At 55.1% G+C, this 23,302-nt stretch carries 19 protein-coding genes; 8 read left to right on the top strand and 11 right to left on the bottom strand.

Annotated elements, in window-relative coordinates; all coding sequences use genetic code 11:
- Positions 1-178: 178 nt before the first annotated feature.
- Positions 179-1,969 carry an ABC transporter substrate-binding protein gene (locus J4772_RS34510; protein ID WP_209073329.1) on the top strand — a complete coding sequence of 597 codons (1,791 nt, stop codon included), beginning with the start codon at positions 179-181 and terminating at the stop codon, positions 1,967-1,969.
- Positions 1,970-1,984: 15 nt separating this feature from the next.
- Here J4772_RS34510 and J4772_RS34515 read toward each other — a convergent pair whose 3' ends face one another.
- Positions 1,985-2,914, bottom strand: a complete 930-nt coding sequence (locus J4772_RS34515; RefSeq protein WP_209073330.1) for a nitrilase-related carbon-nitrogen hydrolase — start codon at positions 2,912-2,914, stop codon at positions 1,985-1,987.
- A 186-nt stretch (positions 2,915-3,100) separates the two neighbouring features.
- On the opposite strand from J4772_RS34515, the gene J4772_RS34520 reads away from it, so the two are divergent.
- Both J4772_RS34520 and J4772_RS34525 read left to right on the top strand, forming a co-directional pair.
- Positions 3,101-3,649: a MerR family transcriptional regulator gene (locus J4772_RS34520; protein WP_209073331.1), complete on the top strand. Its 549-nt coding sequence runs from the start codon at positions 3,101-3,103 to the stop codon at positions 3,647-3,649.
- A 216-nt stretch (positions 3,650-3,865) separates the two neighbouring features.
- Positions 3,866-4,798 (top strand): polysaccharide deacetylase family protein, encoded by a 933-nt coding sequence (locus J4772_RS34525; RefSeq protein WP_209073332.1) that lies wholly within the window; start codon positions 3,866-3,868, stop codon positions 4,796-4,798.
- 60 nt (positions 4,799-4,858) lie between these two features.
- Here the strand turns inward: J4772_RS34525 and J4772_RS34530 are convergent, their stop codons facing one another.
- Positions 4,859-5,440, bottom strand: a complete 582-nt coding sequence (locus J4772_RS34530) for a class I SAM-dependent methyltransferase (protein WP_209073333.1) — start codon at positions 5,438-5,440, stop codon at positions 4,859-4,861.
- Positions 5,441-5,651: 211 nt separating this feature from the next.
- Here J4772_RS34530 and J4772_RS34535 point away from each other — a divergent pair, with 211 nt between their 5' ends.
- Together J4772_RS34535 and J4772_RS34540 are read left to right on the top strand one after the other, a co-directional pair.
- Positions 5,652-6,662, top strand: coding sequence for a MerR family transcriptional regulator (locus J4772_RS34535; RefSeq protein WP_209073334.1), 1,011 nt, complete (start codon positions 5,652-5,654; stop codon positions 6,660-6,662).
- Positions 6,649-7,335 carry a class I SAM-dependent methyltransferase gene (locus J4772_RS34540; protein ID WP_209073335.1) on the top strand — a complete coding sequence of 229 codons (687 nt, stop codon included), beginning with the start codon at positions 6,649-6,651 and terminating at the stop codon, positions 7,333-7,335. Before J4772_RS34535 ends, J4772_RS34540 begins: the two co-directional genes overlap by 14 nt.
- Before the next feature lie 106 nt (positions 7,336-7,441).
- Here J4772_RS34540 and J4772_RS34545 read toward each other — a convergent pair whose 3' ends face one another.
- A complete protein-coding gene (locus J4772_RS34545; RefSeq protein WP_209073336.1) occupies positions 7,442-8,512 on the bottom strand; it encodes a branched-chain amino acid aminotransferase in 1,071 nt (356 codons plus the stop codon).
- A 121-nt stretch (positions 8,513-8,633) separates the two neighbouring features.
- Between J4772_RS34545 and J4772_RS34550 the strand changes: the two genes are divergently transcribed.
- Positions 8,634-9,527: a LysR family transcriptional regulator gene (locus J4772_RS34550; RefSeq protein ID WP_209073337.1), complete on the top strand. Its 894-nt coding sequence runs from the start codon at positions 8,634-8,636 to the stop codon at positions 9,525-9,527.
- Positions 9,528-9,770: 243 nt separating this feature from the next.
- Here the strand turns inward: J4772_RS34550 and J4772_RS34555 are convergent, their stop codons facing one another.
- From J4772_RS34555 to J4772_RS34590, 8 genes are all read right to left on the bottom strand, one after another.
- The gene (locus J4772_RS34555) at positions 9,771-10,646 is read right to left on the bottom strand and encodes a sugar phosphate isomerase/epimerase family protein (RefSeq protein WP_181918082.1); all 876 of its coding nucleotides are present in this window, start codon (positions 10,644-10,646) and stop codon (positions 9,771-9,773) included.
- Between the two features lie 38 nt (positions 10,647-10,684).
- A complete protein-coding gene (locus J4772_RS34560) occupies positions 10,685-13,693 on the bottom strand; it encodes a FlgD immunoglobulin-like domain containing protein (RefSeq protein WP_209073338.1) in 3,009 nt (1,002 codons plus the stop codon).
- Between the two features lie 13 nt (positions 13,694-13,706).
- The gene (locus J4772_RS34565) at positions 13,707-14,576 is read right to left on the bottom strand and encodes a carbohydrate ABC transporter permease (RefSeq protein ID WP_116064793.1); all 870 of its coding nucleotides are present in this window, start codon (positions 14,574-14,576) and stop codon (positions 13,707-13,709) included.
- 2 nt (positions 14,577-14,578) lie between these two features.
- Positions 14,579-15,478, bottom strand: coding sequence for a carbohydrate ABC transporter permease (locus tag J4772_RS34570; RefSeq protein WP_181918081.1), 900 nt, complete (start codon positions 15,476-15,478; stop codon positions 14,579-14,581).
- Positions 15,479-15,545: 67 nt separating this feature from the next.
- A complete protein-coding gene (locus J4772_RS34575) occupies positions 15,546-16,943 on the bottom strand; it encodes an extracellular solute-binding protein (protein WP_209073339.1) in 1,398 nt (465 codons plus the stop codon).
- Between the two features lie 149 nt (positions 16,944-17,092).
- Positions 17,093-18,127 (bottom strand): response regulator, encoded by a 1,035-nt coding sequence (locus J4772_RS34580; protein WP_209073340.1) that lies wholly within the window; start codon positions 18,125-18,127, stop codon positions 17,093-17,095.
- A complete protein-coding gene (locus J4772_RS34585) occupies positions 18,105-19,934 on the bottom strand; it encodes a cache domain-containing sensor histidine kinase (protein ID WP_209073341.1) in 1,830 nt (609 codons plus the stop codon). The genes J4772_RS34580 and J4772_RS34585 overlap by 23 nt, the downstream gene beginning before the upstream one ends.
- A gap of 173 nt (positions 19,935-20,107) precedes the next feature.
- A complete protein-coding gene (locus J4772_RS34590; RefSeq protein ID WP_209073342.1) occupies positions 20,108-20,956 on the bottom strand; it encodes a CAP domain-containing protein in 849 nt (282 codons plus the stop codon).
- A 149-nt stretch (positions 20,957-21,105) separates the two neighbouring features.
- Here J4772_RS34590 and J4772_RS34595 point away from each other — a divergent pair, with 149 nt between their 5' ends.
- Both J4772_RS34595 and J4772_RS34600 read left to right on the top strand, forming a co-directional pair.
- Positions 21,106-22,233, top strand: a complete 1,128-nt coding sequence (locus J4772_RS34595) for an amidohydrolase/deacetylase family metallohydrolase (protein ID WP_209073343.1) — start codon at positions 21,106-21,108, stop codon at positions 22,231-22,233.
- Between the two features lie 25 nt (positions 22,234-22,258).
- Entirely contained in the window at positions 22,259-23,302 is a 1,044-nt protein-coding gene (locus J4772_RS34600) for a DgaE family pyridoxal phosphate-dependent ammonia lyase (RefSeq protein WP_371822925.1), read from the top strand.

Genomic DNA, 23,302 nt, shown 5'->3' on the forward strand with positions numbered 1-23,302 from the left:
CTCCGATTATGGGTTTGCGGGATGAGAGCAAATCCGTCCCTCCGTTTCCTCGGTTTCTAATGCCTATTGTAGATGTTAAAATAGGAAGATAAATAGAAACTAATCGTTGGAAAATTTCCTATTTTATTGGCCGGGTTAAAGGATTAGAATACGGGGGAACGGAAAGGAGTGGCGGACGATGAAGCTGCATCAACAATTTCTGCTGCTGCACTCTCGATTCGGAGGCGCGGAATCGGCGCTGACGACGCTGGACGAGCTTGCCAAGCTGCTCGACTGCACTCCGCGCAATGCCGCCAACATCGTCCGGTCGATGAGCCGGAACGGGTGGATTGCGTGGGAATCGACTCGCGGCAGAGGTCGTCGCTCGACGCTAAGTTTCCTGGCGCAGGCGGAAGACATCGCGGCTCAGGCAATGCTGCAGGCGATTAATCGCAAAGACGTCGCTCGCGCGATAGGCCAGATCAAGATTCATCGCAACTCCTCCACGCTGCAGGAGCATCTGCAGGGACGACTCCTCTCCTATTTCGGCCATCACGTCGAGACGAGCAACGACCGGCAGATCGATACGCTGCGCATCCCAATCCGCCAACCCCTCCACACGGTAGACCCCTTATATATGAACTTGTTGGCCGAATCCTTCGTCGCTAGCCACGTGTTTGACGGACTGGTGCGACGCTCGGATACCGGAGACGACATTAAGCCGGGCATCGCCCACGCTTGGGACACGAACGACAGTCGCAGGAGGTGGACGTTCTACTTGCGCAAGGAGGTGCTGTTCCATCACGGGAAGGTGCTTAGCGCAGACGATGTCGTTTATACTTTCGAGCGTCTGGTGCGATCCCCGCGAAGAACGCTGTACAGCTTTATCTACAAGCAGATCAAGTCCGTGCGGGCGCTTAATCCGACCGTCGTCCGCTTCGAGCTGGAGGAGCCGAACGAGCTGTTCCTCCCGTTCCTATGCACGAGTCGCGCGGCCATCGTCCCGAAGGATCTGAACCAACTCGGAAGTTATCGCTTCGGCACGGAGCCGGTCGGCACGGGACCGTTCAAGGTGACGCAGATGAATGAAACGGTGTGTATGATGGAAGCGTTCGGGCCGTGTTTTCAAGGGCGGGCTCATCTGGACCGGGTGGAGATCGTGCATGTTCCTTGGGCGGCCGAGGCGATGACGGGCGACGGCCACAGGACGGGGGCAGCGGAGGGCGGCTCTGGCTCTGCCCCGGATCAGTCCTCCCCCTTCCACGTCATTCCGAACGCCTCTGCCGGAAACTCTGGATGGAGCCGAATCCACTCGGAGACGACCGTGCGCAAATTTGTCACCTGCAACACGCAAAAAGCCGGACCGTTGACCGATCCGGCGTTGCGAGAGCATTTGTTCGGCTGCTTGGAGAGAGTTGAAGAAAGCGAGGGCGATTCTGCGGAGGCAGCGGCGAGCGGTACGAGGACCTCTTCAGAAAACGCCGAGCTTCCCCCGTCCCCCTCCGAACAGGCCCCGGTGCTTTTACGGATCGCGACGATCCTGCCCTACAAAGCCGATGCCGAAGCGTTGGCCGACGCCCTCGGGCGATATGGCTACGATTGCGAGGTGTCAGCCGTCTCGCCTGAGGAGTTCAAGGGAGAGATTCGTCTGGAATCCGACCTCATTCTGTTCTCGCTACTGCGCGACCAGGACGAAGAACTACGACTCTACGACTCGTACCGGACAATGGCCGAACATGTCGACGCCCATACTCGCATCGACATCGAACGGTTGCTATCCCTCGTGCTTAGAGAGCCGAATTCCGAGGATCGGCTCCAAAGTCTGAACAAAATCGAGTCGCTGCTTATCCGGGAACGGAATTTGCACATCCTGTCGGAGAAGCCGCTACCGACCGCATACGTTCCCACCGTGCGCGGCGTCACCTTCAACTCCCAGGGCTGGGTTAACCTGCGCACGCTGTGGTTTCCTCCGGCTACGGCGGGGGAATAGGGGGTTATTCACCCCTTAACGACCGGACTCAAGCTCCTCGGCAAGCTGCCGATACAGCTCCGGCTTGCGATCGTAGAACGGGGCAACCCCTCCGCTTGAACGGTTATCCTGCAGAAGTTCGAATTCCAGGTCGGCGAGCACCGCAGCATCGGCATTCGTCTCCCCTACGGCCAGAATGCCATCCGGCGCAAAAGGAAAGTCGCACGGCGCGAACGCCCCCGCCTGGCTGTAGGCCGTATCCACCTGAGGCCGCTCCTCGGCCAGCGTGCCGACAAGACCGCTCAGCACGACGAACAGTTGGTTTTCGATCGCTCGCGCCTGCGCGCAGAAGCGTACCCGATGGTATCCGTGCGCGCTTTCGGTGTACGAAGGACATAGAATCGTCTCCGCTCCTCTAAGTGCCGCGACTCTAGCCAGTTCCGGGAATTCGATGTCATAGCACGTCAAGATGGCCATCCGTCCCCACTGCGTATCGAATACGTTGAGAGCGTCCCCCGGAGACAGAGGCCAGTGTCTCTGTTCCTCCGGCGTCAGATGAATTTTGCTCTGAGCTTCGACCCGGCCGTCGGGAAAAACCAGAAACGCCCGGTTCACGAACCCTTTAGGGTCTCGCACGGCATTCTCCAAGGCTCCGCTTCCCTCCGCGCGATCCTTCCTGCATACGTGGGTCCCCGCCAAGATCGCAATACCGTTCTCCCTGCTCAGTTCGCCGAAAAATCGCAAGTACTCGTCCGTCTTTCCGTCCAAATACGCGCATGCATCGTCATAAGACAACGGCGGCAGCAGACTCAGCAAATGCGCGGTCGTATATTCGGGGAACACGATCATCTCCGCTCCCTGCGCGGCTGCGCTCCGGACTTTATCCGCGATTCCGGTCCAGAACTGTTCTTCGGAAGCAATATCCGTCAATCCGTATTGGGTCGTGGCGATGGTCAGCTTTGTCATAGACTCTCCTTTAATAAACTCTGATGTCCTTCATTGTACCACGACTTCGCTCGCCGCATGGCCCCGGCCCTCCGCGATTTTGCACTTTGTTTGCCGAATCGCCACTACCTTTGTCGCCCTCGCAGGGGGAAGGAAACGAATATCGAATAGGGTTAAAAAAGAATGCTGCGATTGGAGTGAACGTCGATGAACAATTTGAAAACGAGAGAGGCGGCGGAGCGGCTCGGCGTAAGCCAAACTACCATTAAGCGCTGGGCGGCCCACTACCCCGCTTCCTTCCGCAAGGACCCGCTGGGACACTACGTGTTCTCTCAGCGCGAGTTCGCCCTGCTTCAGCATATCCAGAGCGAGATCGAACGCGGGCATACGCTTGAGCAAATTACCCTTCCGGGCGCTTCCGCTTCAGCGGACAAGCCTGCCGACTCCAATTCACCGTCAACGATCGGCGCGGATCAGAGAGAGCTCTTGCTGCGTATCTTCGAGGTTGAGCGCTCTCTGGACCAGAAGGCGGACGAGGTCGTCTCCGCGCAGGTGCGCCAGCATCGCGCCGAGCTGGAGGAGCTGCGCCGAACCGTCGTACAGCTCGCAGCCGCCATCGAAACGCTGGAGAGCCGGACAACGAAGCTCGGCTCTCCGGCGAAAACCGATGAACCGCGCCTGCCGCCCGCTCAGCCGTCCGTCCAGCAGATTTCTTTGCCGGAGCGGAAAAAGAAGCTGTTCCGAACCTTCTTCTGACAGAACTGTCTTCTATGGACAACCTTCCGACAAAAAGTTTAAAAAACCGCAAGAAATCCTCCAACTTTTTGGCCGCTGTTACGTCTAATAGGATAACCAAAGAGAACGGACAGCGAAGTCGATCGCTGCAGTCGGGGATGGGGATCCCGACTGCGCCGATCATCCCCGAGCGCCTCTCTTTTCTGGTTGGGAAGAGGAAACGTGGAGGATACAGCTATGAGGGGAACAAAATTTTTCGGGCGCGGCTTGCTTGGCGCGTTCTGTATTGTGATGCTATCGATGGCTCTTGTCGGATGCTCTCTTATTCGGGAGGCGCAGTTTGTCGGAATGACGGGAGGCGGCTCCGCCGACACGGCGACAAGCTCCTCCAACATAGAATCCGGTCAGGAAACTGCGGTATTCGCAGACGCTGACCCTTCAGAGGCGAAACAGGAAGCCGGCACGGCCGTCCATCCTTCTGAGCAAGACGGCGGCGGCAAGCTTCTACCACCCCCGAGCAAGCCCAAGAATGACACGAATGAAAAGAAAGACACGAAGTCTCGGCCCCGTGTCGCCTTAACGTTCGATGACGGCCCGGACCACAAGTATACGGAGAAAATTCTGGATATCCTTAAGGAATACGACGTCAAAGCGACCTTCTTTCTCGTCGGTACCCAAGTCAAGAAATACCCGGAAATCGCCAAGCGAATCGTTGACGAAGGTCACGCCCTGGGCAACCATTCCTGGTCTCACGCCGACTTGACGAAGCTGTCGGCCAAGGACGTCGCCCAACAGATCGACAAAACTCAGCAAATCATCAAGCAAGCGACCGGCGTTTCTCCGCGGCTGATGCGCGCTCCTTACGGCGCTCTGTCGAAGAGCGTGTTGGAGACGGTTCACAAAGCCGACATGAAACACATTGCTTGGACGGTCGACACTAAGGACTGGGCGGGCACCTCCGTCTCCGATATGTACAAGAACGTTATGAGCAATACCCACAAAGACGGAATTATTCTGATGCATTCCTTCGGAGGACGCAAGAACGCACTTGATCATACAGTTAAGCTGTTGCCGACAATTATTAAAGATTTGCAAAAAGATGGCTATGAACTCGTAACAGTAGATGAGATGATTGATTCTGGCGATTACAAAACCTCGGCGATTAAATAATAGCGCAAGAAGCCGTCCTGCCGGTCTAAACCGGCCTCGGAGCGGCTTCTTGCGCTATTATTATTTGCGGTATACGTATATCCTTGTCCTGTACAAGTCCGAGCAAGTCACGACCCGTTCCGGCTGCCAATCCGGCAAGGCGAAGCAGACGCTGACGACGTGCGCGCCGGGCCTCAGCTGCTCTGCCAGCAGCGGACCGAAACGCCGCATCGCCCCCGAATACAAATACGCGACGACTGCATCGGCTTCCCGGTACGAGACATCGTAGAGATTGCCCCTGCGAAAACTAACGGAGCGGCCAGGACCCACTCGGCGCGACAAGCGCCAGCTTCCCGCCGCGATCCAGGCCGCAAGCTTGGATAGGATTAGCGGAACCGGCGAATTTTCCACGCCTTCCACCCTCCAATTCTCGCAATGCCGTCCCAGATACAGGCCAAGCGTTCCCCAACCCGATCCGGCCTCTACGAGCACCCCCTCGCTGTTCAGCCGATTGACTTCCTCAGCCACAGCTCGCATAACGCGCGGCGAAGTGGGTGTCGGCGTTATGCCGTTTCTCCAGCTTGTCCAGACGATCGAGCAGACGACCAGAAGGGCCAGCACTGCGATGGCCAGCGTGAATGTTTCGACTACTCCCAAGTTCATACCTTCCCCCATGCGACTGCTGCCTGATCTCAAACCATCGTTCGCGAATACTGCTACCATACACGCCGGCGCCGCTTCCTGCAAGAGGGAAGCGGCGTTATTGCATTTTGCGCTCGCAGCGTCCTTCTGCTCCTTTCCTCCCCCAACCCCAAATCCCCTCTTTACCTTGACCTTAGGTCAACGTTTACAATAGAGCCGAGGGGGAAGGGCCGTGAACATTAAAGAAGCTGCCGTCAAACTGGGGATCACGCCGCGTACGATCCGTTTCTACGAGAAGAAGGGACTGCTCTCGCCCGCCAAGCAACAAAGCAACCTTTATCGCTCTTTCTCCGAGCAGGACCTCTGGCGGCTGCAGACGATCGTGGCGCTGCGCGAAGCCCATCTGTCGCTGTCCGATATTAAGCAGGCGTTGGAGAAGTTGGAGCGCAACGGAGTGGAGGAGCTCCGCTATTACTTGGAGATGCAGCGCTCGGCGCTGATGTCCGAGTGGCTTCAGCTCAAGCAGGCGGTGGAGACCACCGACCGCATGATCGAGCTGGTGCAACGCGAACGAACGCTGCCTCTGGAGCATCTTTTTGGATTGGCGAACGCTTCGAAGCAGCTACGAGAACAACGCGCCGGCTGGAAGGATCGCTGGGACTTTAATCGTCTGGCGCCAACCCACGACGAACGCGTGGCGGCCAATGAGGGAGATTACGCAGATTACGAGGATGCATTGGAGAGAGTTGTTCGGCTAATCCGTCCGCACCAGAACGAACGCGGACTAGACATCGGGACCGGAACCGGCAATCTGGCAGGCAAATTTCTCACCGCGAGCTGCCACATGTCCGCCGTCGACCAATCCCGCGAAATGCTTCGGCTCTGCCGGGAGAAGCATCCGGAGATAGAGACAAGATTAGGCAACTTCCTTGCGCTGCCTTTTTTGCGAGAGCAATTCGACTTCGTCGTCACCAGCTTCGCATTCCACCACCTGACCGGCAATCAGCAGCAGCTTGCGTTGGAGGAGATGGATCGGGTGTTGAAACCGGGAGGGCGAATCGCCATCGCCGATCTGATGGCATCGGCAGAGGAGGGCGATCGTCCGCCCTCCAGCTATCCTGAAGCTCGCACGCTAAGGCATTGGTTCGAGAATCGCAACTACTTCGTGCAGCTCTATCGCCTGAACGAGCGTCTGCACATTTTATATGCCGACAAAAAGGAGCATCCGTATGCCGAATCATGATGACATCTACCGCGAAGAAGCCGCGCAATACCATGAAATGATTGTTAGACAACCCAATCTGCTGCCTGTGATTGAAGAAATCGTTCCGATCGAAGGGTTGGACATCGTCGACATGGGCGCCGGCACCGGACGACTGTCGGCCGTTCTCGCTCCGGCAGCCAAATCACTGGTCGCCTTGGACGCTGCGGAAGCGATGCTGAGCATTACAGCCGAGCGGCTGCAGGAAGGCGGTCTCGACAATTGGTCCGTTCAAGTCGCCGATCATCGCGAGCTTCCGCTGCCCGACAACAGCGCGGATCTGATCGTCTCGGGCTGGAGCGTCTGCTACCTCGCGAGCAGCAACGTTCCGGATTGGGAGCGGAACCTGGAGCTTGTTATCGGCGAGATCAAACGAATCCTTCGACCGGGAGGCACGGTTATCCTGTTCGAGACGATGGGCACAGGCAGCGAGACCCCCTCCCCGCCGGAATTTCTGCTTCCGTACTACCGCAAGCTAACGGAGGTTTACGGTTTCTCCCACCGCTGGATTCGCACCGACTACGAATTCGCCGACGCCGAGCAGGCGGAACGGCTGGCCCGCTTCTTCTTCGGAGACGAGCTGGGAGACCGAGTTGCCGCCGACAAGCTTACCCGCTTGCCCGAATGCGCGGGCGTCTGGTGGCTGAAACTTTAATGAATGACAGTCGTGTCACACGCCAATTTTATGGCTTTTCTGAAGCATCAAAACAAGGACACCGCCTTAAACCGGGACGGTGTCCTCTTCCATATCTATTCGCGATCTACTCCAGCTTAGTCACCCAGCCGAACGGGTCTTCCACCGCGCCGCGCTGCAGGCCGGTCATAAAGTCGTACACTCTGGACGACAGCGGACCCGTGCGTCCGTCGTTCAGCGTCAGCTTGTCGCCCTGCCAGTTCAGCTCTCCGATCGGGGAGATGACGGCGGCCGTTCCGGTTCCGAACGCTTCCTCCAGCGTTCCCTTGCGGTATGCCTCAACCAACTCGTCGATGGAAATCGTTCTCTCCTCCACGTCGATATCCCAGTGCTTCAGCAGTTGAATGACCGAATCCCGCGTCACCCCGTCGAGTATGCTTCCGTTCAGCGCAGGCGTGACGACTTTGCCGGCAATTTTGAAGAAGACGTTCATGCTGCCGACTTCCTCGATATATTTGCGGTGCACGCCGTCCAGCCACAGCACTTGGGAGTAGCCTTTGCCCGAAGCTTCCTCCTGAGCCCTAAGCCCTGCCGCATAGTTGCCGCCGGTTTTGGCGTTGCCTACTCCGCCCGTAACCGCGCGCACGTAATCCGGCTCCACATAGATCGTGACCGGATTGATGCCTTCCGCGTAGTACGAGCCTACCGGGGACAAAATGATCATGAAATAATAGCTTTCCGAAGGATTTACGCCCAGCGTCGGCTGAGTCGAGATGACGAACGGACGAATGTAGAGCGATGTGCCCTCAGTAGTCGGAATCCAATCCTCGTCCACCTTAAGCAGCTGCTTCAGCGCATCCATCGCCAAATCCTCGTCGATTGGCGGGATGCTGAGACGGGCGTTGGAACGGTTGAGTCTTTGCAAATTTTTGAACGGACGGAACAGCAGCACCGGTCCGCCCGGGGTTTTGTAAGCTTTCATACCCTCGAAGACAGTCTGGCCGTAGTGGAACACTTTGGCGGCGGGGTCGAGGGGGATCGGCTGGTAAGGAACGATACGAGGATCGTGCCAGCCCTTGCCTGCGTCGTATTCCATAATAAACATGTGGTCCGTAAAATGCTTGCCGAAGACGAGCGTCGAAGCATCCGGCTTTGCCTTGGTTGCGGTCGTCCGTTCTACTGAGATTGCGTGAGCCATGTCCGAAAAGTCCTCCTTGATTGAACGCGCTTTATAATTGAATGATACCAGAGTCGGATGTATATTGATAATATCTGTTTTGTCTGTGATGCATACCTTAAAAGTATGGAGTTGGGTCAATATGGATATGCGACAGCTTCGTTACTTCCTCGCGATTGCGCATGAAGGCCAGATCACCCGTGCGGCTAAGCAGCTCAACATGGAGCAGCCTCCGCTCAGCCGCCAGCTCAAGCTAATCGAGCAGGAGCTCGGCGTCGTTCTGTTCGACCGCAACGGCAAACGGCTCCAGCTCACCCAGGCGGGCGAAATGCTGCGGAACAGGGCTCTTGCCTTGATGAAGCAATTCGAGGAAACGATCACGTACGTTCAAGAGCTGGGGGAGGGCGTGCAAGGCGTTCTGTCGATCGGTGCGGTCGTCTCCTGCGTATCGCTGCTCCCTCCAGTCCTGCGCCAATTCACGGAGAAGTACCCGCAGGTGACCTTTAAGATTCAGGAAGGCGACCACTTCCTGCTCGGCGAGCTGCTGGAAAACCGCGATCTCGAATTTATCGTCACGCGACTTCCGTTCCAATCCGATTTTCAGTCGCAGCATTACTCCGTTCTCCCCTTGCCGTCCGATCCGTTCGTCGCCCTGCTTCCGACCGAATGGTGTCCGCAGAACACTCGGGCGATGACGCTGGAGCAGCTGGCGCGCTTCCCTTTTCTCACCCTTAAGACGGATCGTACGACAGGGATGCATACCCAGGTGTTCGACCAATTCAAGCGGCTCGGCCTCGAACCGAAAATCGTCAGCGAATGCTCAAGCGTAGCGATCGCGATCTCGCTCGTCTCGGCGGGCATTGGCGCGGCGATTCTGCCCGAGTCGATCATGAACTCGTTCGCGCCTCCGAACGTCGCCAAAATCTCGATCCAGGACGCCGATCTGCAAAGCAATATCGGGGTTGTCTGGCTAAGGGACCGGCATCTGTCGAAAAGCGCCAGGCATCTGATGGATATGCTGGTCGAGTTCAGCTAAATCGGAATGGGGCTGTCCCATAAGCCAACCAAGTTGCTCTGAAAGATAATCGATGATAAAGGTGAAAGGGGTATGTACCTCCTTCCGATGCTATACGCTCCTGAAATCTGAATGGGTAAACCCGTTACAGGGTAATTTCAGGAGCGTATGAGGCAATCTACAGGAGGCACATACCCCTTACTTTGTCTATCGATCATTTTAAGCAACTCTGCTTATGGGACAGCCCCCACACAGGTCTTCCTATTATTTATACTTGCGAATGAACTCCACCGCTTTGCGGATGTCCGCCTCCGGCTGGCCGCCGACTTCCCGCTCAATCGTCAAATAGCCGGAATAGCCGATGTCTTGGAGCGCTTGGAAATATGCGTTGAAATCCACTTTCCCTTCACCCAGGGCGACCTCGCGGAAAAACTCCCCGCCTGCCACCATCCGCGCGATCTTCTCGTGATCCATCGGCTGATGGCCCAGTGACCCGTATACGTCTCGGGGGTCGGATTCCCGGTAACGGATGCCGTCCTTCACGTGCGTGTGGACGATGTAATCCTTAAGCAGGCGGACGCCCTTCACCGGATCGTCCCCGGTCACCATCACCATATTCGCCGGGTCGAAATTGACGGACACCCCTTTGGAGCTTAACGAATCGAGGAATCGTTTCAGCTGCGCCGCCGTCTCCGGACCGGTCTCGATCGCGAAAAACGCGTTCATACTGGAGGCATAGGCACTCAACTCTTCACAGGCTTCCTGCATGGACGAATAAATTTCGCCGCTCTCGTCGTCCGGCAGAACGCCGATGTGCGTCGTCACGATATTCGTGCCTAGCTCTACTGCAAGGTCCAAGATTCGCTTTGATTTCTCCACCTTCTCGGCATTGTGCAGCCGGTCCTGAAAGCCGTGTCCGCCCAAATCTCCGCACAGCGCGGAAATTTCCAGACCGAGCGATTCGATATACCCCTTCAGCTCTCGTCTGTCCTGAGCATTCAGCGCCTCCGGATCCATCTCGCCGGATACAGCGTAGATTTGTACGCCGTCCGCTCCGACCTCCCGCGCTTTGATTATCCCTTCGCGTACGCCGACGCGAAAGCTGTCGACGATAGCACCTATCTTATTTTGGAGCTTCATTCCGATATGGCCTCCCTTTTCATTTGTCGCATACCTGCCTAGCGCTTGATCATGTAGAACTTATCGACATACAGCTCTTTTAATTGACTCGGGTTGTCCCACGGCATGATAAACACCGTCTGGTCGTGGGTCAAAGAGGGAACGAAGCTTCCGATCTTGACCGTATGCCAAAACATATTATCCAGCTGCGAAGCCGGCATAGTCGTCTCCGGCACTGGATAGGTCGAGGTTGTCGCATCGTATACGCCATAAGAGAAGGCCATGCCGGACGGGGCGAAGAACCGCGTCTGTCCGTTCCCGTCAACATAAGTGTCCGCGGCGTATTTCACCTTCACGACCGCGTACAGGTCGTACGTCGCTCCCGGCGCCAATTGCGCCGGATTCCAAGTCCACTGGATATTCCAGCCTCTTGTCGTCGTGATCGTTTGTTTGGCCGTGAAACCGTCGGACGCGGAGACATCCGTATGGTTATTCGTCGCGTTGTTGTACAACGTAAACGACGCGCTCTGCCCCTCGACGATCGTTAGCGACGGATCTTTGACCAACCGGAGAATAACGCCGTTGCCTGCCTCCAGCGGCAATCCGCTGATCGTGTAGCTCGAACCGCTTGTCGCGAAGGCGACATTAGCGTTATCAAGAACGTTCTGAACGGCTGTTATATCCATCCCCAATTGCGATCTATCGATCGTCAAGGTCATGGTCGCCGGCTGCGTCACGTCGTGGTTGACAACGACGAGATACTTGTCGCCCGTCTGCGAATCCACATGGGTCGTCACGTCCGCGCTCGCATAGGCGGCATTTCCCCCGCCGGACGCGGCGGCGACGTTCGCGGTTCTTCTCATGTTCCGGATCGTTGGCTTCAACGTCTCGATCTCGCTGAATAGCGCCTGCACCGTATAGTAATCGGCTCTGCGCTGATAATTGGCGTCCACCAACCCTTCCCAATCGACTTCCGTTTGATACATGAAATAGGTAAAGCCTTTCGAGCCGTGTCCGATCGCCTCATAGGTCATCGCCCGGATTTCCGCGGCTGTCGGATCTCTCAGCCACCCGGCATTGTTATGCGTCTGAAGAATCGTCCATAGAGGAGCCGGGTCGGCAATGTCTTTCCTCGGCTGTAGAGAAGCGAAGTCCATGTAGCTCTCATACGAAAAGCCGGGGAGATGGTAAATGTTCCTGAAGTCGCCGAGTCCGCTTCCTTCCGTTACACCGTAGGGATCGATATTCATCGCCTGAGGCTTCTGTTCGTTGTAGTGCATTTCCACTCGATCTACGCCTACGTAGGTCATGAGCACCGGTCTGCTCGGATCGAGCGTTTCCAGCATCCGTTTCATATCCTTTAGGTTGTCGGCCAGCTTGGCGTCGTTCTCCGGCTCGTCCCTTAAATAATAGCCGTACAACGCGTTGCTGTTGGTATACGGGTTAATCAACCGACCTATTTGATCGTACATGGCCGTTTCGTCATTATAGAGAGCTTCGTTGAACAGGCTCGTATAGTCGGGAAGCCCGACGATCTTGAGCCCGTTAGCGCTTGCCTTGGCCAACGTGGACGCGTACACATGGGCCGGCTTGGAATCCCAGTTGGCCATGAAGACGGTATCCGCGCCCAGTTGCCGGATGTCCCCAAACGTAGCGTTCAAGTAGGCGTTAGCGCCAGCGCTGTCGTTCGGAATGGCCAGACCTTCGTAGAAGATGCCCTTCGGGATCGCGTCTTTGGCCGTATTCGCCGCAGGCGTTAAAGATACGCCCGTAATGACCTGCACATTGGTTCGGAAGAGATCGGCAGAACCTGCGGAAACCGCAGCGGTATATAAACCGTTTGGAACCGTCTGCCCGCTATTGTTCTTACCGTCCCAGACGACCGTATTCATCCCGGATTGCAAGACACCGCTAACCAGCGTCCGGATTAGAGAGTGGTCGGAAGCCCGATAAATGTTAACCGATACCGTCTGCGAGGAAGACAACGTATAAGTCAATTTCGCGACATCGTTCAAGCCGTTGGCGTCCGCCGGTGAAATTTTGTAAGGATAGGCTTGCATCGACGAATGCGGGAGTTCGTCGCTAGGGTCCTGGGCGAGCGTTACGCTGTCCACCTGGAACGCCGGATAGTTGGCCGCATTGTCCACTTTATAAAAACAGATTTTCACGTCATGAGACGGATTCGGCGCGATGGGAGCGGTGACGATGTTCTGATAGAAAAGTAGCTTCGGTAATGCCGAGGAGTGGACGATTGTCGGGTTGATCAGATACGTATTCGACGTAAAGTCGTACACGGTATAGCCGAATACGTCGCCTGTCGCCGTCGTCCAATTCGTCATCTCCGGCTTCACCAGCATCGATATCCGGTACGATTTGCCCGCCTCGATCCGAGTTCCGTCGATGGGAACCTGCAAATTCCAGTTGCTCCCCGGTCCGTTGACCACCCTCCCGGCGCTCAAATCGGCAGCCATTCCGTCTGTAACGGTCGATGCGTCGTTATACTTGACAAAGCTGGCGTCCTCAATCAGATAATCCTGATGCTTGCGATAAACTATGCAGTCCACATAGATGTCGCTGACTTGCGACGAGTTTGCCGCTCCTGCGATATAGATGCCGATATCGTTTACGCTGGCATTCGGCTTAAACGTCCCGATCCGGTACTCCTTCCAAGTCGAATCGGAAGTAGCGGCGGCCGCCACAGTCTTCTCCGGGATAACGTAACTAGCGGACGTAGAGTCATACAAACCGAGCTTAAAAGCGTTGCCCGTTGGGTTCGCCGCCGCATGTTTCACCTTCACCATAACCGACACATCGTATAATTGTCCCGGCTCCAACTCGCTGAAATCCCAATTTTCATATTGAATGTTCCAGCCGGTCGAATTGTTGGCCATCCTTGCGCTATACCCGTCCGTAGCGGACGGGTCAGCTACCTGCATCGCACCGTTGTGCAGCGTGAACCGGCCATCCTGAATTGTCAAATCCGCCGCATAACTCGTCTTGGCAGCCGCTAACAGACCGCCGACGATCATCAGCGTGAACACCCATAACCCTTTTCGATTTCTATTCATCCGATTGGCCTTCTTATCCTTTCACTGCCGAGCCTGCCATTCCGTCTTGCAGTTGCCTTTGGAACAGAATGTACGCCAGAACCACCGGAACCATCGAGATAATGAGCCCGGCGAAGAGCGCGCCGAAGTCGGTTCGATACTGCATGCTGGCCGATAGGAACGAAATCCCGATCGGAACGGTATAGAACCGCTCGTCGCCGATAAAGGTTAGCGCTACGATGTATTCGTTCCAGAATGAAATCACATTCACGATGCTTACGGTAATCAATCCCGGCTTGGCCAGCGGCAGCATGATTTTATAGAAGGCAGCGTAATTCGAGCAGCCGTCTATCGTCGCAGCTTCCACCAAAGCGGCGGGAATCGATTTGAAAAAGCCAATAAGCAGAAATACAGTAAACGGAACGGCGCCAACCGCATAAACGACGATTAAACCGCCCAGATTATTCGTCAGATGCAAGGATTTCGCGACGAAATACAGCGGGATCAGCGTCAGAATCGCAGGGATCATCATGCTGGACAAGTAGACGGCAAGGACCAGCTGATTCCCGCGAAAACGGAATCGGGCCAGCGCGTAAGCCGTCATCGCCCCCATCAAGAGCGACAAGAAGAGCGCAGCTACGACGACAATCGTGCTGTTCAAAAAGTAGTTGGCGATGTGGGAGCTTACCCACGCGTTATGGAAGTTCTCGAAGTGATACTGATCCGGCCAAGCCCAAGGATCCGCATAGAATGCCTTGTTATCCTTCAAAGAGGAATACAGCGCCCAAAACAAAGGGAATATGACCATGACCGACCAGATGAGCAGCAGCAATCTAACGGCATTGGAGGGCAGCCTCCCTATCGCAAGTCTTCCGCCCGTTCTTCTCAGTGCAATCTCCACCATTTCTAAATCTCGTAAGTTTCCCTGTTCAGAAGTTTATTGGCGATTCCGGTGATCAGCAGCGTAATCGCCAGCAGCAATACGGCAACCGCCATGGCGTAACCGACGTTGCTCTGCTGAAAAGCCAATTGATAGATATAGGAGCCGAGCACCTGCGAAGCGTTATCCGGCCCCCCGTTCGTCATGACGAGCACGAACACGTAGTTGCCGCTTAACGTCGTAAATAGAATTGTCAGCATCGCGAATTTGACGTGCTGCCAAACCAGCGGAATCGTAATGCGAAACAGCTGCTTCCACTCGCCTGCTCCGTCAATGCGACTCGCCTCGTAAATCTCCTCGGGAATGCTGTTGATGCCCGCGATAAACACGATCATGAAAAATCCGATTCCCGCCCAGCTGGCCACGGGTATGAGCGCCGGAACGGCCGTCTCCATCTCTCCCAGCCAGGCATGCGTCAGATTCTCCAGTCCGATCGCTTGAAGCCCGGCATTCAGCAAACCGATGCTCGGATGATAGACGAACGACCATAGCAAACCGATGATGACGATTGAGATCATGTTCGGAAAGAAGAATACGATCCGGTAAAACCCGCTTTCGCGCTTGCCGAACCCCAGTCTCGTCACCGCGATGGCGAAAAACATGGCGAAGACGATAATAAGGACTTCTTTCCAGAACAGAATGACGAAATCGTTCCAGATCGCATGGGGAATAAGGCTGTCCTGCGACAGCTTCCGGTAATTGTCGAGTCCGACGAATTTCATGACGTTCGTATAACCGGACCACTTCTGAAAACTGTAATAGATGCTTTGGATCAACGGATAAATGTAAAAGATCGAATAAAGGAGCAACGCGGGCAATACGAATATCGCGATAAATCTTCGAGTCGAAGCGCGATGAATGGACAAGCGAATCACCTTTCGTTGGCCGAATGCCAGGAAAGAACGTCAGCTCCGCCTGGCATTCGGCAATAATCTATTGCTTTTCCGACCGCGCTTTCTCAAACGCCTGTTCTACGCGCTCTCCGTACTGCTCCGCGTTGATTTTTCCGAGCACCAGTGAGTTCAAGCTATCGTAGACGGCCTGCTGGCCTGCCGGATCCCAATCGAAATTCGTGGACACGATGACGATGTTCGGATCGGCGATCCATTTCATGACGCTCTTGGTCATCTCGCTTACGTTCATGTCGTTGACGTCCACGTTATAAATCGTAGGCACGTTCGTCAGTTCGATGAACCTTTTGACGACGTCTTCTTGATACAGGTACGACAGCCACGCCATTGCCGCCTTCGGGTTTTTCGCCTTGGCGGGAATCGCGAAACCGACCGCCGACGGCGCTGTCGCCATTTTCTGGCCCGTATCCTGCAGCACGGACGGAATGAATTTCATTTGGAAATCGGTAGGAATATCTTTTTTCATTTCTCCCTCGAGCCATAGACCGTTCGGAATGAACGCCGCTTTGCGGTTCAGCCATTCCATCTGGGACTGCGTATGGTTGAGAGCGGTCGTGCCTTTCAGGATCAGCCCTTGGTCCCGAAGAACCTCCAGCTTCTTCATGACTTTGATGAACGGCTCGCTCTTGAATACGCCCGGCTCGGCGTTCATCACTTTGGTCCACAGCTCCTGGCCGCCTTCCGCGGCGAGCGCCGGCGTGATCAAGCCGTTGAACAGGTACACCGGGTAGATGCCCGGATAGTCCAGCAGCGCCACGTTTTGAGATTTCAGCTTCTCGCCGATGGCGAGCAGTTCGTCGAAATTTTGCGGCGGCGAAATTTGGTTGTCCCCTAGCAGCTTATCGTCGTAGAACATGCCCATCGTGCTGAAAATGTAAGGCGCGACGTAGATTTTGCCGTTCTTGTCGGGAGTCAGCATGCCTTTGACGAAATGGTCCTGGATCAGGCTTTGCCCATCTTCGGCGAGCGCTTCATCGAACCACCCGCTCAGGTCCATGATTTTGCCGTCCGTCTTGAGCTGCTCCATCGGGATATCCGGACCGTCGAAGTACAGGAAATCGGGCGGATTGTCGTCGATCCATCTCGTTTTCATTTGCTCGTTGATTTTCGGTCCCATGTTGGCGATGACGTTGACTTCCGGATATTTTTTCTTGAAGCCTTCGATCGCTTCTTTCCACCAGGCGTCGCCGTAGCCCCCTACGAAAATCTGCAGTTCGAAATCCCCTTTGACATCCACGTCCGCAGATGCCGAACTCGCGGACGGCTGCGCTGCGCTTGCGGACGGTTGCGCCGAACTCAGAGACAGAGAAGCCCCTCCTCCGTTGTTGGAAGCGCTTTTACCGCATGCCGAGAAAACCAGCGACGCCACCAGTATTAAAGCGACCAATCCGCTTATTTTTCTTAACCCTGTCTTGCTCAATGTTTATGTCCCCCTTTGAATGTGATAGTCCGATTATAGCCGCTTCCCTTCTTAACGCAGGATAGACAACGGTTATGTTGCAGGTTTGTTTCTTTTAGGAATACAGGAATAAAGCAAAGAAACCGCGATGCGGTTTCCCCTGCAATCACTTATTTGCTCCGGGTAAGACCGGCCCGGTATTCCGAAGGCAGCATGCCGGTCATTCGTTTGAACAACTGGCCGAAATATTTGGGATCGCCGTAGCCGACGAGCTCGCTGATGTCCTGGATCTTCATATTGGGATCGCCGAGCAGTCTCTTCGCCTTCTCGATTCTCAGCTTAATGACGTAATTTGAAAATGTCTCCCCGGTTTCGCTCTTGAACAATTGGCTCAAATAGGAGGCGTTCAGATAGAACTTGGCGGCCAAATCGCCGAGCGTAATATCTTGCTGGAAATTGCGCTCGATATCGTCGATGACGGCCTGGATCGTTCGCTTGTTGGCGTAGCCCTGCCTGTGGTCGCATAGGCAAGAGACGATGTGAAGCAGGTCTGCCCTCAGTTCTTCTCTGGCATTGGGAAGACGCCCTTCGTCCTTCTCCAGATTGTTCTTGCGCAAAATATCCTTCAAGCTGCTGCTCTCTTGATCCAGCAAGCGGTCAAGCGAGAGGCGCACCGTGTCGCAAATCCGCAGGACGATTTCCTGCGGAACCTTGTACTTGTGCAACTCGTCGAACAAGGCATGGACGGCTGCCGCGGCCGCCTCCGCATCCGCGGCTTTCACCGCGTCCAGCAAACTTGCCTCGATATCGAAAGGATAGCGGTAGCGCTCCTCTTCAAGCTGTTTTCGGATTTGCAGCAGGGAGCGAACAAGCGCATCCGCATTTACCGGCTTAAGCAAATAGTCGGCCACCCCGTTCCTTATGCTCTGCTGAACATAAGGAAAATCGTCGTAGCCGGTCAGAACGATTACCTTGAGCGTCGGAAACCTCGCCTTCAGCGCTTCCGAGAGCTCCAAGCCGTTCATCGCCGGCATTTTCAGATCGGTCACGACGATATCCGTCTCTTCGCGCGCGACAAGCTCCAGCGCCTCTTCGCCGTTATCGGCTTCGCCGACGATCCGGAAGCCGTGCAGCTGCCAGTCGATCAGCTTTTTCAGCCCTCTACGGATGAGCGGCTCGTCGTCAACCAACATGACCGATAACATTCCTCATCACCTTCTCTTCGCTCGTTATCGCGGGAATGGTCAGCGTGACGCTTGTTCCCTCTCCCGCCTTGCTGTCGATCGATAAGCCATATCCTTCGCCGAAGTATAGCCTGATCCGGTCGTGCACGTTATTCAGCCCGAGATGATCTGCGGCGGCTTCTTCTTTGGCCGACAGTCTCCCGACCAACTCCGCCAGCTTCGTCTCATCCATCCCGACCCCATCGTCCCTGACCTCAAACACGATATTCTGACTGCTTTTTTTAACGCTGATCCATAGCGCGCCTTTCCCCTTTTTGTTCTCGATGCCGTGAAAAATCGCGTTCTCGACGATCGGCTGAAGCGAAAATTTGATAGCCTTATAGCCAAGCGCTTGCTCGTCGACATCGGCGATCACTTCGAATTTATCTTCGTAACGGATCTTCTGGAGATGAACGTAGTTCATCGCTTGTTCGATTTCCTCTTTAATGTCCACGATATCTTCCCTGCCTTTGATGCTGTATCGGAAAATGTTGGCCAGCGCCTCGATCGCTCCGGCGATCTCCCTCTTGTCGTCGATAATCGCCATCATGCGGATTGAATCCAGCGTGTTGTAGAGAAAATGCGGGTTGATCTGGCTCTTCAAAGCGATCAGTTCGGCTTCCCGCTTCTTCGTCTCGACGCTTTTGATCGTCCGAAGCAGCACATTAACCTTCTCGATTAGCCGATTAAAGCTGAGGGAAAGCTGGCCGAGCTCGTTGCGCGAGCGAACCGTCACTTTCGCCTCCGTATCGCCTTTTTCCACCTGTCTCATCGTGCTTTGCAGCAGACGAATCGGCTTGACGACTCCCTTCGATACCAGCATCGAAAACGCGAACACCAAGGTGACGCAAATGATGCCCATTGCATAGAACACGGTCTTGATGCCTTTCACCCGCTGCAAAATGTCCTCGTAAGGCAGAACGCCGACCACTTTCCATCCCGTGTACTCCGACACGCTGCTGACGAGAATCCGTTTGTCACCGCCAACGCCCAAGACCTCGTTCATATTTTCTTTGTCGGCCGCGATGCGGAGAATGTCTTCCGTCCCGCTCGACCGGGCCAGCTGTCCGGACGAATGCATGACGTTCCCGTATTTGTCGAGCAGCAGCACGCTGCCGGTTTTTCCGATGCTCGCGCCGCCGCCTATTTTTATGATGGCGTTTTCATTGTAGTCGATGAGTATGTAACCGATATAGAAGCCTTCATGAAAGCTTAATACTTTCCTGCCGATCGAGAAAACCCGCTTTTTGCCGCCAAACAAATAATCCGTTTCATGCAAAGGCACCATCGTTTTTTCGCCTGTCGATTTTCTTAAACTTTCGTAGATCGGCTCCTTGTAGAAATCGTATTGGGCTTTGACGGCGCCGGCGCGGCTTCGCGAGACGATATTGCCGTTTAAGGAGACGAGCGATACGAATTCGATGTCCTGCCTGACCTTCAGCAAATTTTCCAAAAACGTTTCCACCGCTTCGACGTCGGCAGCCGAATACTTGTCCGTATACAGCTTCACATTGCTGGAGCCGAGCAAGTACCGCTCCGCTTCCGGACTCGTGTAGGGCATTTTGGAGAGCGTATCGATTTGGCGGACGTATTCGTCCAACGTCAAGCTCATCTGCTGGACCGTTTGCAGAGACGTCTGCCTCATTTCCGCTTCCACTTCCTGCGCGCTGACCCGATACAGGATACTTCCGAAAACGATAAGCGGAACGACCACGGAAATCATGAACAGAATGATGAGCTTTGGCCGTAAGTTCAGGTTAGAAAAAAAAGGAAACCAGCCGGTTCTCATCTGGGAATTATCCCCCCCTTCTTGCTGCAAAATCAAGGCTGTCGTTATCGGATGCGCAACCATCGAGCAATGCACAATAAGGCATATATTATATAGCTAATCCCGATGCAGAAGTCAACAAAAAAGAGATGTCCGCGGCCGGCGGGCCTGTCGGACATCCTCATTGGAATCGTTTATTTGGAGACGAATTGCTGCGTCCAGCAAGGCTGTCCATTGTTCGCGACATAGCCGACGCCCATATGCGTGTACGAAGCGTTCATAATATTGGCCCGATGGCCGGGCGAATTCATCCAGGCTTGCACGACCTCCTGTGGAGACGGCTGCCCTTTGGCGATATTTTCCCCCGCGGATTGGTACTGCACGCCGAAATTCCGCATCATCGCAAACGGATCGCCGTAAGTCGGGGAAGTGTGCGAGAAGTAATTATTGGCCGCCATATCCTGGGACTTGGCCCGCGCCGAACGATTCAAATTCGTGTAATCCCCGGAGAACGGCTTCAAACCGGCCTTCTGCCGCTCCTGATTCGTCAGGTTCAGAACCTCGAGCTCGTAACCGGTCATCGTTTCATTGGAAGGGATCGTAACCTCGGTATCCTTCGGAAGCGGCTCGTTTATATTGCCGTTCGGAACGCCCGTTTGACCCTGACCGGGATTTTGTACCTGACCTGGATTCTGTACCTGACCTGGATTCTGTACCTGACCTTGGCCCTGACCTTGACCTTGACCCTGGCCGCCTTGGTTCGGGTTGGCATAGCCGTTGCCGCCTCCGACGAGCCTGCTTAAATCGGGATTCGCCCGAAGGAAGTCCTCGAGACTTACATGATACTGGTTGGCGATATCTTGCGCGGTTTCGTTGCTTTTGACGACGTATTTATTGACCGGAACCCCGGTATCGGTGGCGCTCACTTGAAGCTGAGGCTGTTTTTTGGCCGGCGCCGCGTGCTCCTTCATTCTCATCCCGGAGTTTTGGTTGGCGCACGCGCCGAGCAGGACGATACATGCGATAATTGCCAATCTCTTCATGTGCTATAAGCCTCCTCTATAATCGCTTGTCCCTTTTAATTTCCCCGACTTCACCCAAACCATCCGTCTGAAGATAATTGACCGGTAGAACATTATAACGTTATAATGTTTAAAGAAATTATTTTTGAAAAGAAACCGGGTGAACCACTTTGCAGAAGCTAGCGTTACACAATCTCAGGCTGCCCGACGAAGCTCTTGTCGATATTATCGTGAACAATGGAATCATCGCAGACGTTTCTCCTGCCGGAACCGACCGCGGTTCGGGCTCGGAAGCGGACTATACGGCGGACTACGAAGGCAGATGCTACGTATCCAGCGGCTGGATCGATCTGCACGTCCATGCCTTCCCGGAATTCGAGCCTTACGGCGACGAGATCGACGAAATCGGCGTCAAACAGGGCGTTGCCGTAATCGTCGATGCCGGAAGCTGCGGAGCGGACCGGATCGACGAGCTGATCTCCGCTGGAGAACGCGCGGCGACTCGGCTATTCGCGTTCCTGAACGTCTCTCGCATCGGACTGGCCAGAATCGACGAGCTATCGCAGTTAGAGTGGATCGATGCCGCACTGGCTGCCAGCGTCGCGACCAAGCATCCCGATTCCATCGTCGGCTTCAAGGCGAGAATCAGCCGCAGCGTCGTCGGGAACAGCGGACTGGAGCCGCTCAGAATGGCCCGCAAGCTGTCCGATGAAACCAAGCTCCCGCTCATGGTCCACATTGGCTCGGGACCGCCGGATATTCGAGAGATCGTTCCGCTTCTGTCGGACGGGGACGTCATAACGCATTGTTTCCACGGGAAGAAAAACGGGTTATTCGATGAAAAAGGGCAACCGCTGACCGCCCTTAAGGAAGCACTCCATAGAGGCGTAAAATTGGACATCGGACACGGCACGGCCAGCTTCTCTTTCCGCATTGCCGAAGCCGCCCAGAGGGCCGGAATCCGTCCGCACACGATTAGCACCGACATCTACCGGGGCAACCGGACAAACGGGCCGGTGTACAGTCTGGCTAACGTTCTTTCCAAGTTTCTGTATCTAGGCTACTCTTTGGAGGAAATCATCGCATCCGTCACGCATCGCCCCGCAAGCTGGCTCGGCAGGCCAGAGTTGGGGCGAATCCGTGTCGGCGATCCGGCTAATCTGACTTTGTTTTCAATCGAAGACAGACGGACCGCGTTGATGGATTCCGAAGGAGAAGAACGCATCGCGAATCGCATAATCGAGCCAAGAGGAGTGGTGACAGGTGACATATTCATTAAATGCGAAATACGGGCTTAAAAGAGTCATTAATGCCAGCGGACGGATGAGCATTCTTGGCGTATCCGCCCCTACCGATACGGTCATGGACGCTATGAAGCGCGGAGGCCAGCAATACGTAGAGATCGCCGATCTCGTCGACAAGGCGGGAGATTATATCGCGAACATTCTGGGCTCCGAAGCGGCCGTTGTCGTTAACTCGGCTTCCAGCGGCATTGCGCTGTCGGTCGCCGCTATTGTGACCAAAGGCAACCAACGTCTGAGCGAACGCCTGCATCAAGAGCCGATTGCCGCGAACGAGATCATCATTCTGAAAGGCCATAACGTGCAGTACGGCGCGCCGGTCGAGACCATGGTCTACCTGGGCGGAGGCAAGCTGATCGAGGTTGGATACGCTAACGAGGGCAAGGCTACTCATATCGAGGATGCAATTGGTCCAAATACCGCAGCCATTCTGTATGTGAAATCGCATCATTGCGTGCAGAAGAATATGATTTCCGTCGAAGAGGCCTGGGAAGTCGCGCAGCGCAACGGCGTTCCGATGATTGTGGACGCGGCTGCCGAGGAGGATTTGAGGAAATACGTCCGTTATTCGGATCTTGCGATCTACAGCGGCTCCAAGGCGATTGAGGGACCGACCTCCGGTATCGTCGGAGGCAAGCGACAATATGTGGAGTGGCTCAAAACGCAGCTGCACGGCATCGGTCGGAGCATGAAAGTCGGCAAGGAGTCGACATTCGGATTGCTGCAAGCGCTGGACGAATATGTCGGGAAAAAGGACAACAGCGAGCAGGAGAAAGCGTCGCTTCAGACGCTCATGCCGCTTAACGATATTGCCGGCGTGCAGGTAACGATTGTTCAGGACGAGGCCGGTCGAGCGATTTACCGCGCGCGCGTAAAGATTGACCCCGTCGCTTCGGGCACGAATGCGGGACACGTCGTCGCGGGCCTGCAATGCGGAGAAATTGCTATTTACACTAGAGACTACGGCGTGAAGCAAGGGTATTTCGATATCGACCCTCGTCCCCTTCAAGGCGACGATATCGATGTGATTGCAGTCAGAATTCGCGAACTTACGGGAGGACTCTAA

Origin of the sequence: Cohnella sp. LGH (genome assembly GCF_017671885.1) — a bacterium.
Taxonomy (GTDB): domain Bacteria; phylum Bacillota; class Bacilli; order Paenibacillales; family Paenibacillaceae; genus Cohnella; species Cohnella phaseoli.

Bases quoted from the DNA above. Each gene is read 5' to 3' on its own strand.
- J4772_RS34555 (WP_181918082.1), bottom strand. From the start codon at position 10,646: ATGAAGCTCCAAAATAAGATAGGTGCTATCGTCGACAGCTTTCGCGTC.
- J4772_RS34545 (WP_209073336.1), bottom strand. From the start codon at position 8,512: ATGGCTCACGCAATCTCAGTAGAACGGACGACCGCAACCAAGGCAAAG.
- J4772_RS34530 (WP_209073333.1), bottom strand. From the start codon at position 5,440: ATGAACTTGGGAGTAGTCGAAACATTCACGCTGGCCATCGCAGTGCTG.
- J4772_RS34560 (WP_209073338.1), bottom strand. From the start codon at position 13,693: ATGAATAGAAATCGAAAAGGGTTATGGGTGTTCACGCTGATGATCGTC.
- J4772_RS34600 (WP_371822925.1), top strand. From the start codon at position 22,259: ATGAGCATTCTTGGCGTATCCGCCCCTACCGATACGGTCATGGACGCT.
- J4772_RS34585 (WP_209073341.1), bottom strand. From the start codon at position 19,934: ATGAGAACCGGCTGGTTTCCTTTTTTTTCTAACCTGAACTTACGGCCA.
- J4772_RS34520 (WP_209073331.1), top strand. From the start codon at position 3,101: ATGAACAATTTGAAAACGAGAGAGGCGGCGGAGCGGCTCGGCGTAAGC.
- J4772_RS34510 (WP_209073329.1), top strand. From the start codon at position 179: ATGAAGCTGCATCAACAATTTCTGCTGCTGCACTCTCGATTCGGAGGC.
- J4772_RS34550 (WP_209073337.1), top strand. From the start codon at position 8,634: ATGGATATGCGACAGCTTCGTTACTTCCTCGCGATTGCGCATGAAGGC.
- J4772_RS34590 (WP_209073342.1), bottom strand. From the start codon at position 20,956: ATGAAGAGATTGGCAATTATCGCATGTATCGTCCTGCTCGGCGCGTGC.
- J4772_RS34515 (WP_209073330.1), bottom strand. From the start codon at position 2,914: ATGACAAAGCTGACCATCGCCACGACCCAATACGGATTGACGGATATT.
- J4772_RS34565 (WP_116064793.1), bottom strand. From the start codon at position 14,576: ATGGTGGAGATTGCACTGAGAAGAACGGGCGGAAGACTTGCGATAGGG.
- J4772_RS34580 (WP_209073340.1), bottom strand. From the start codon at position 18,127: ATGTTATCGGTCATGTTGGTTGACGACGAGCCGCTCATCCGTAGAGGG.
- J4772_RS34540 (WP_209073335.1), top strand. From the start codon at position 6,649: ATGCCGAATCATGATGACATCTACCGCGAAGAAGCCGCGCAATACCAT.
- J4772_RS34525 (WP_209073332.1), top strand. From the start codon at position 3,866: ATGAGGGGAACAAAATTTTTCGGGCGCGGCTTGCTTGGCGCGTTCTGT.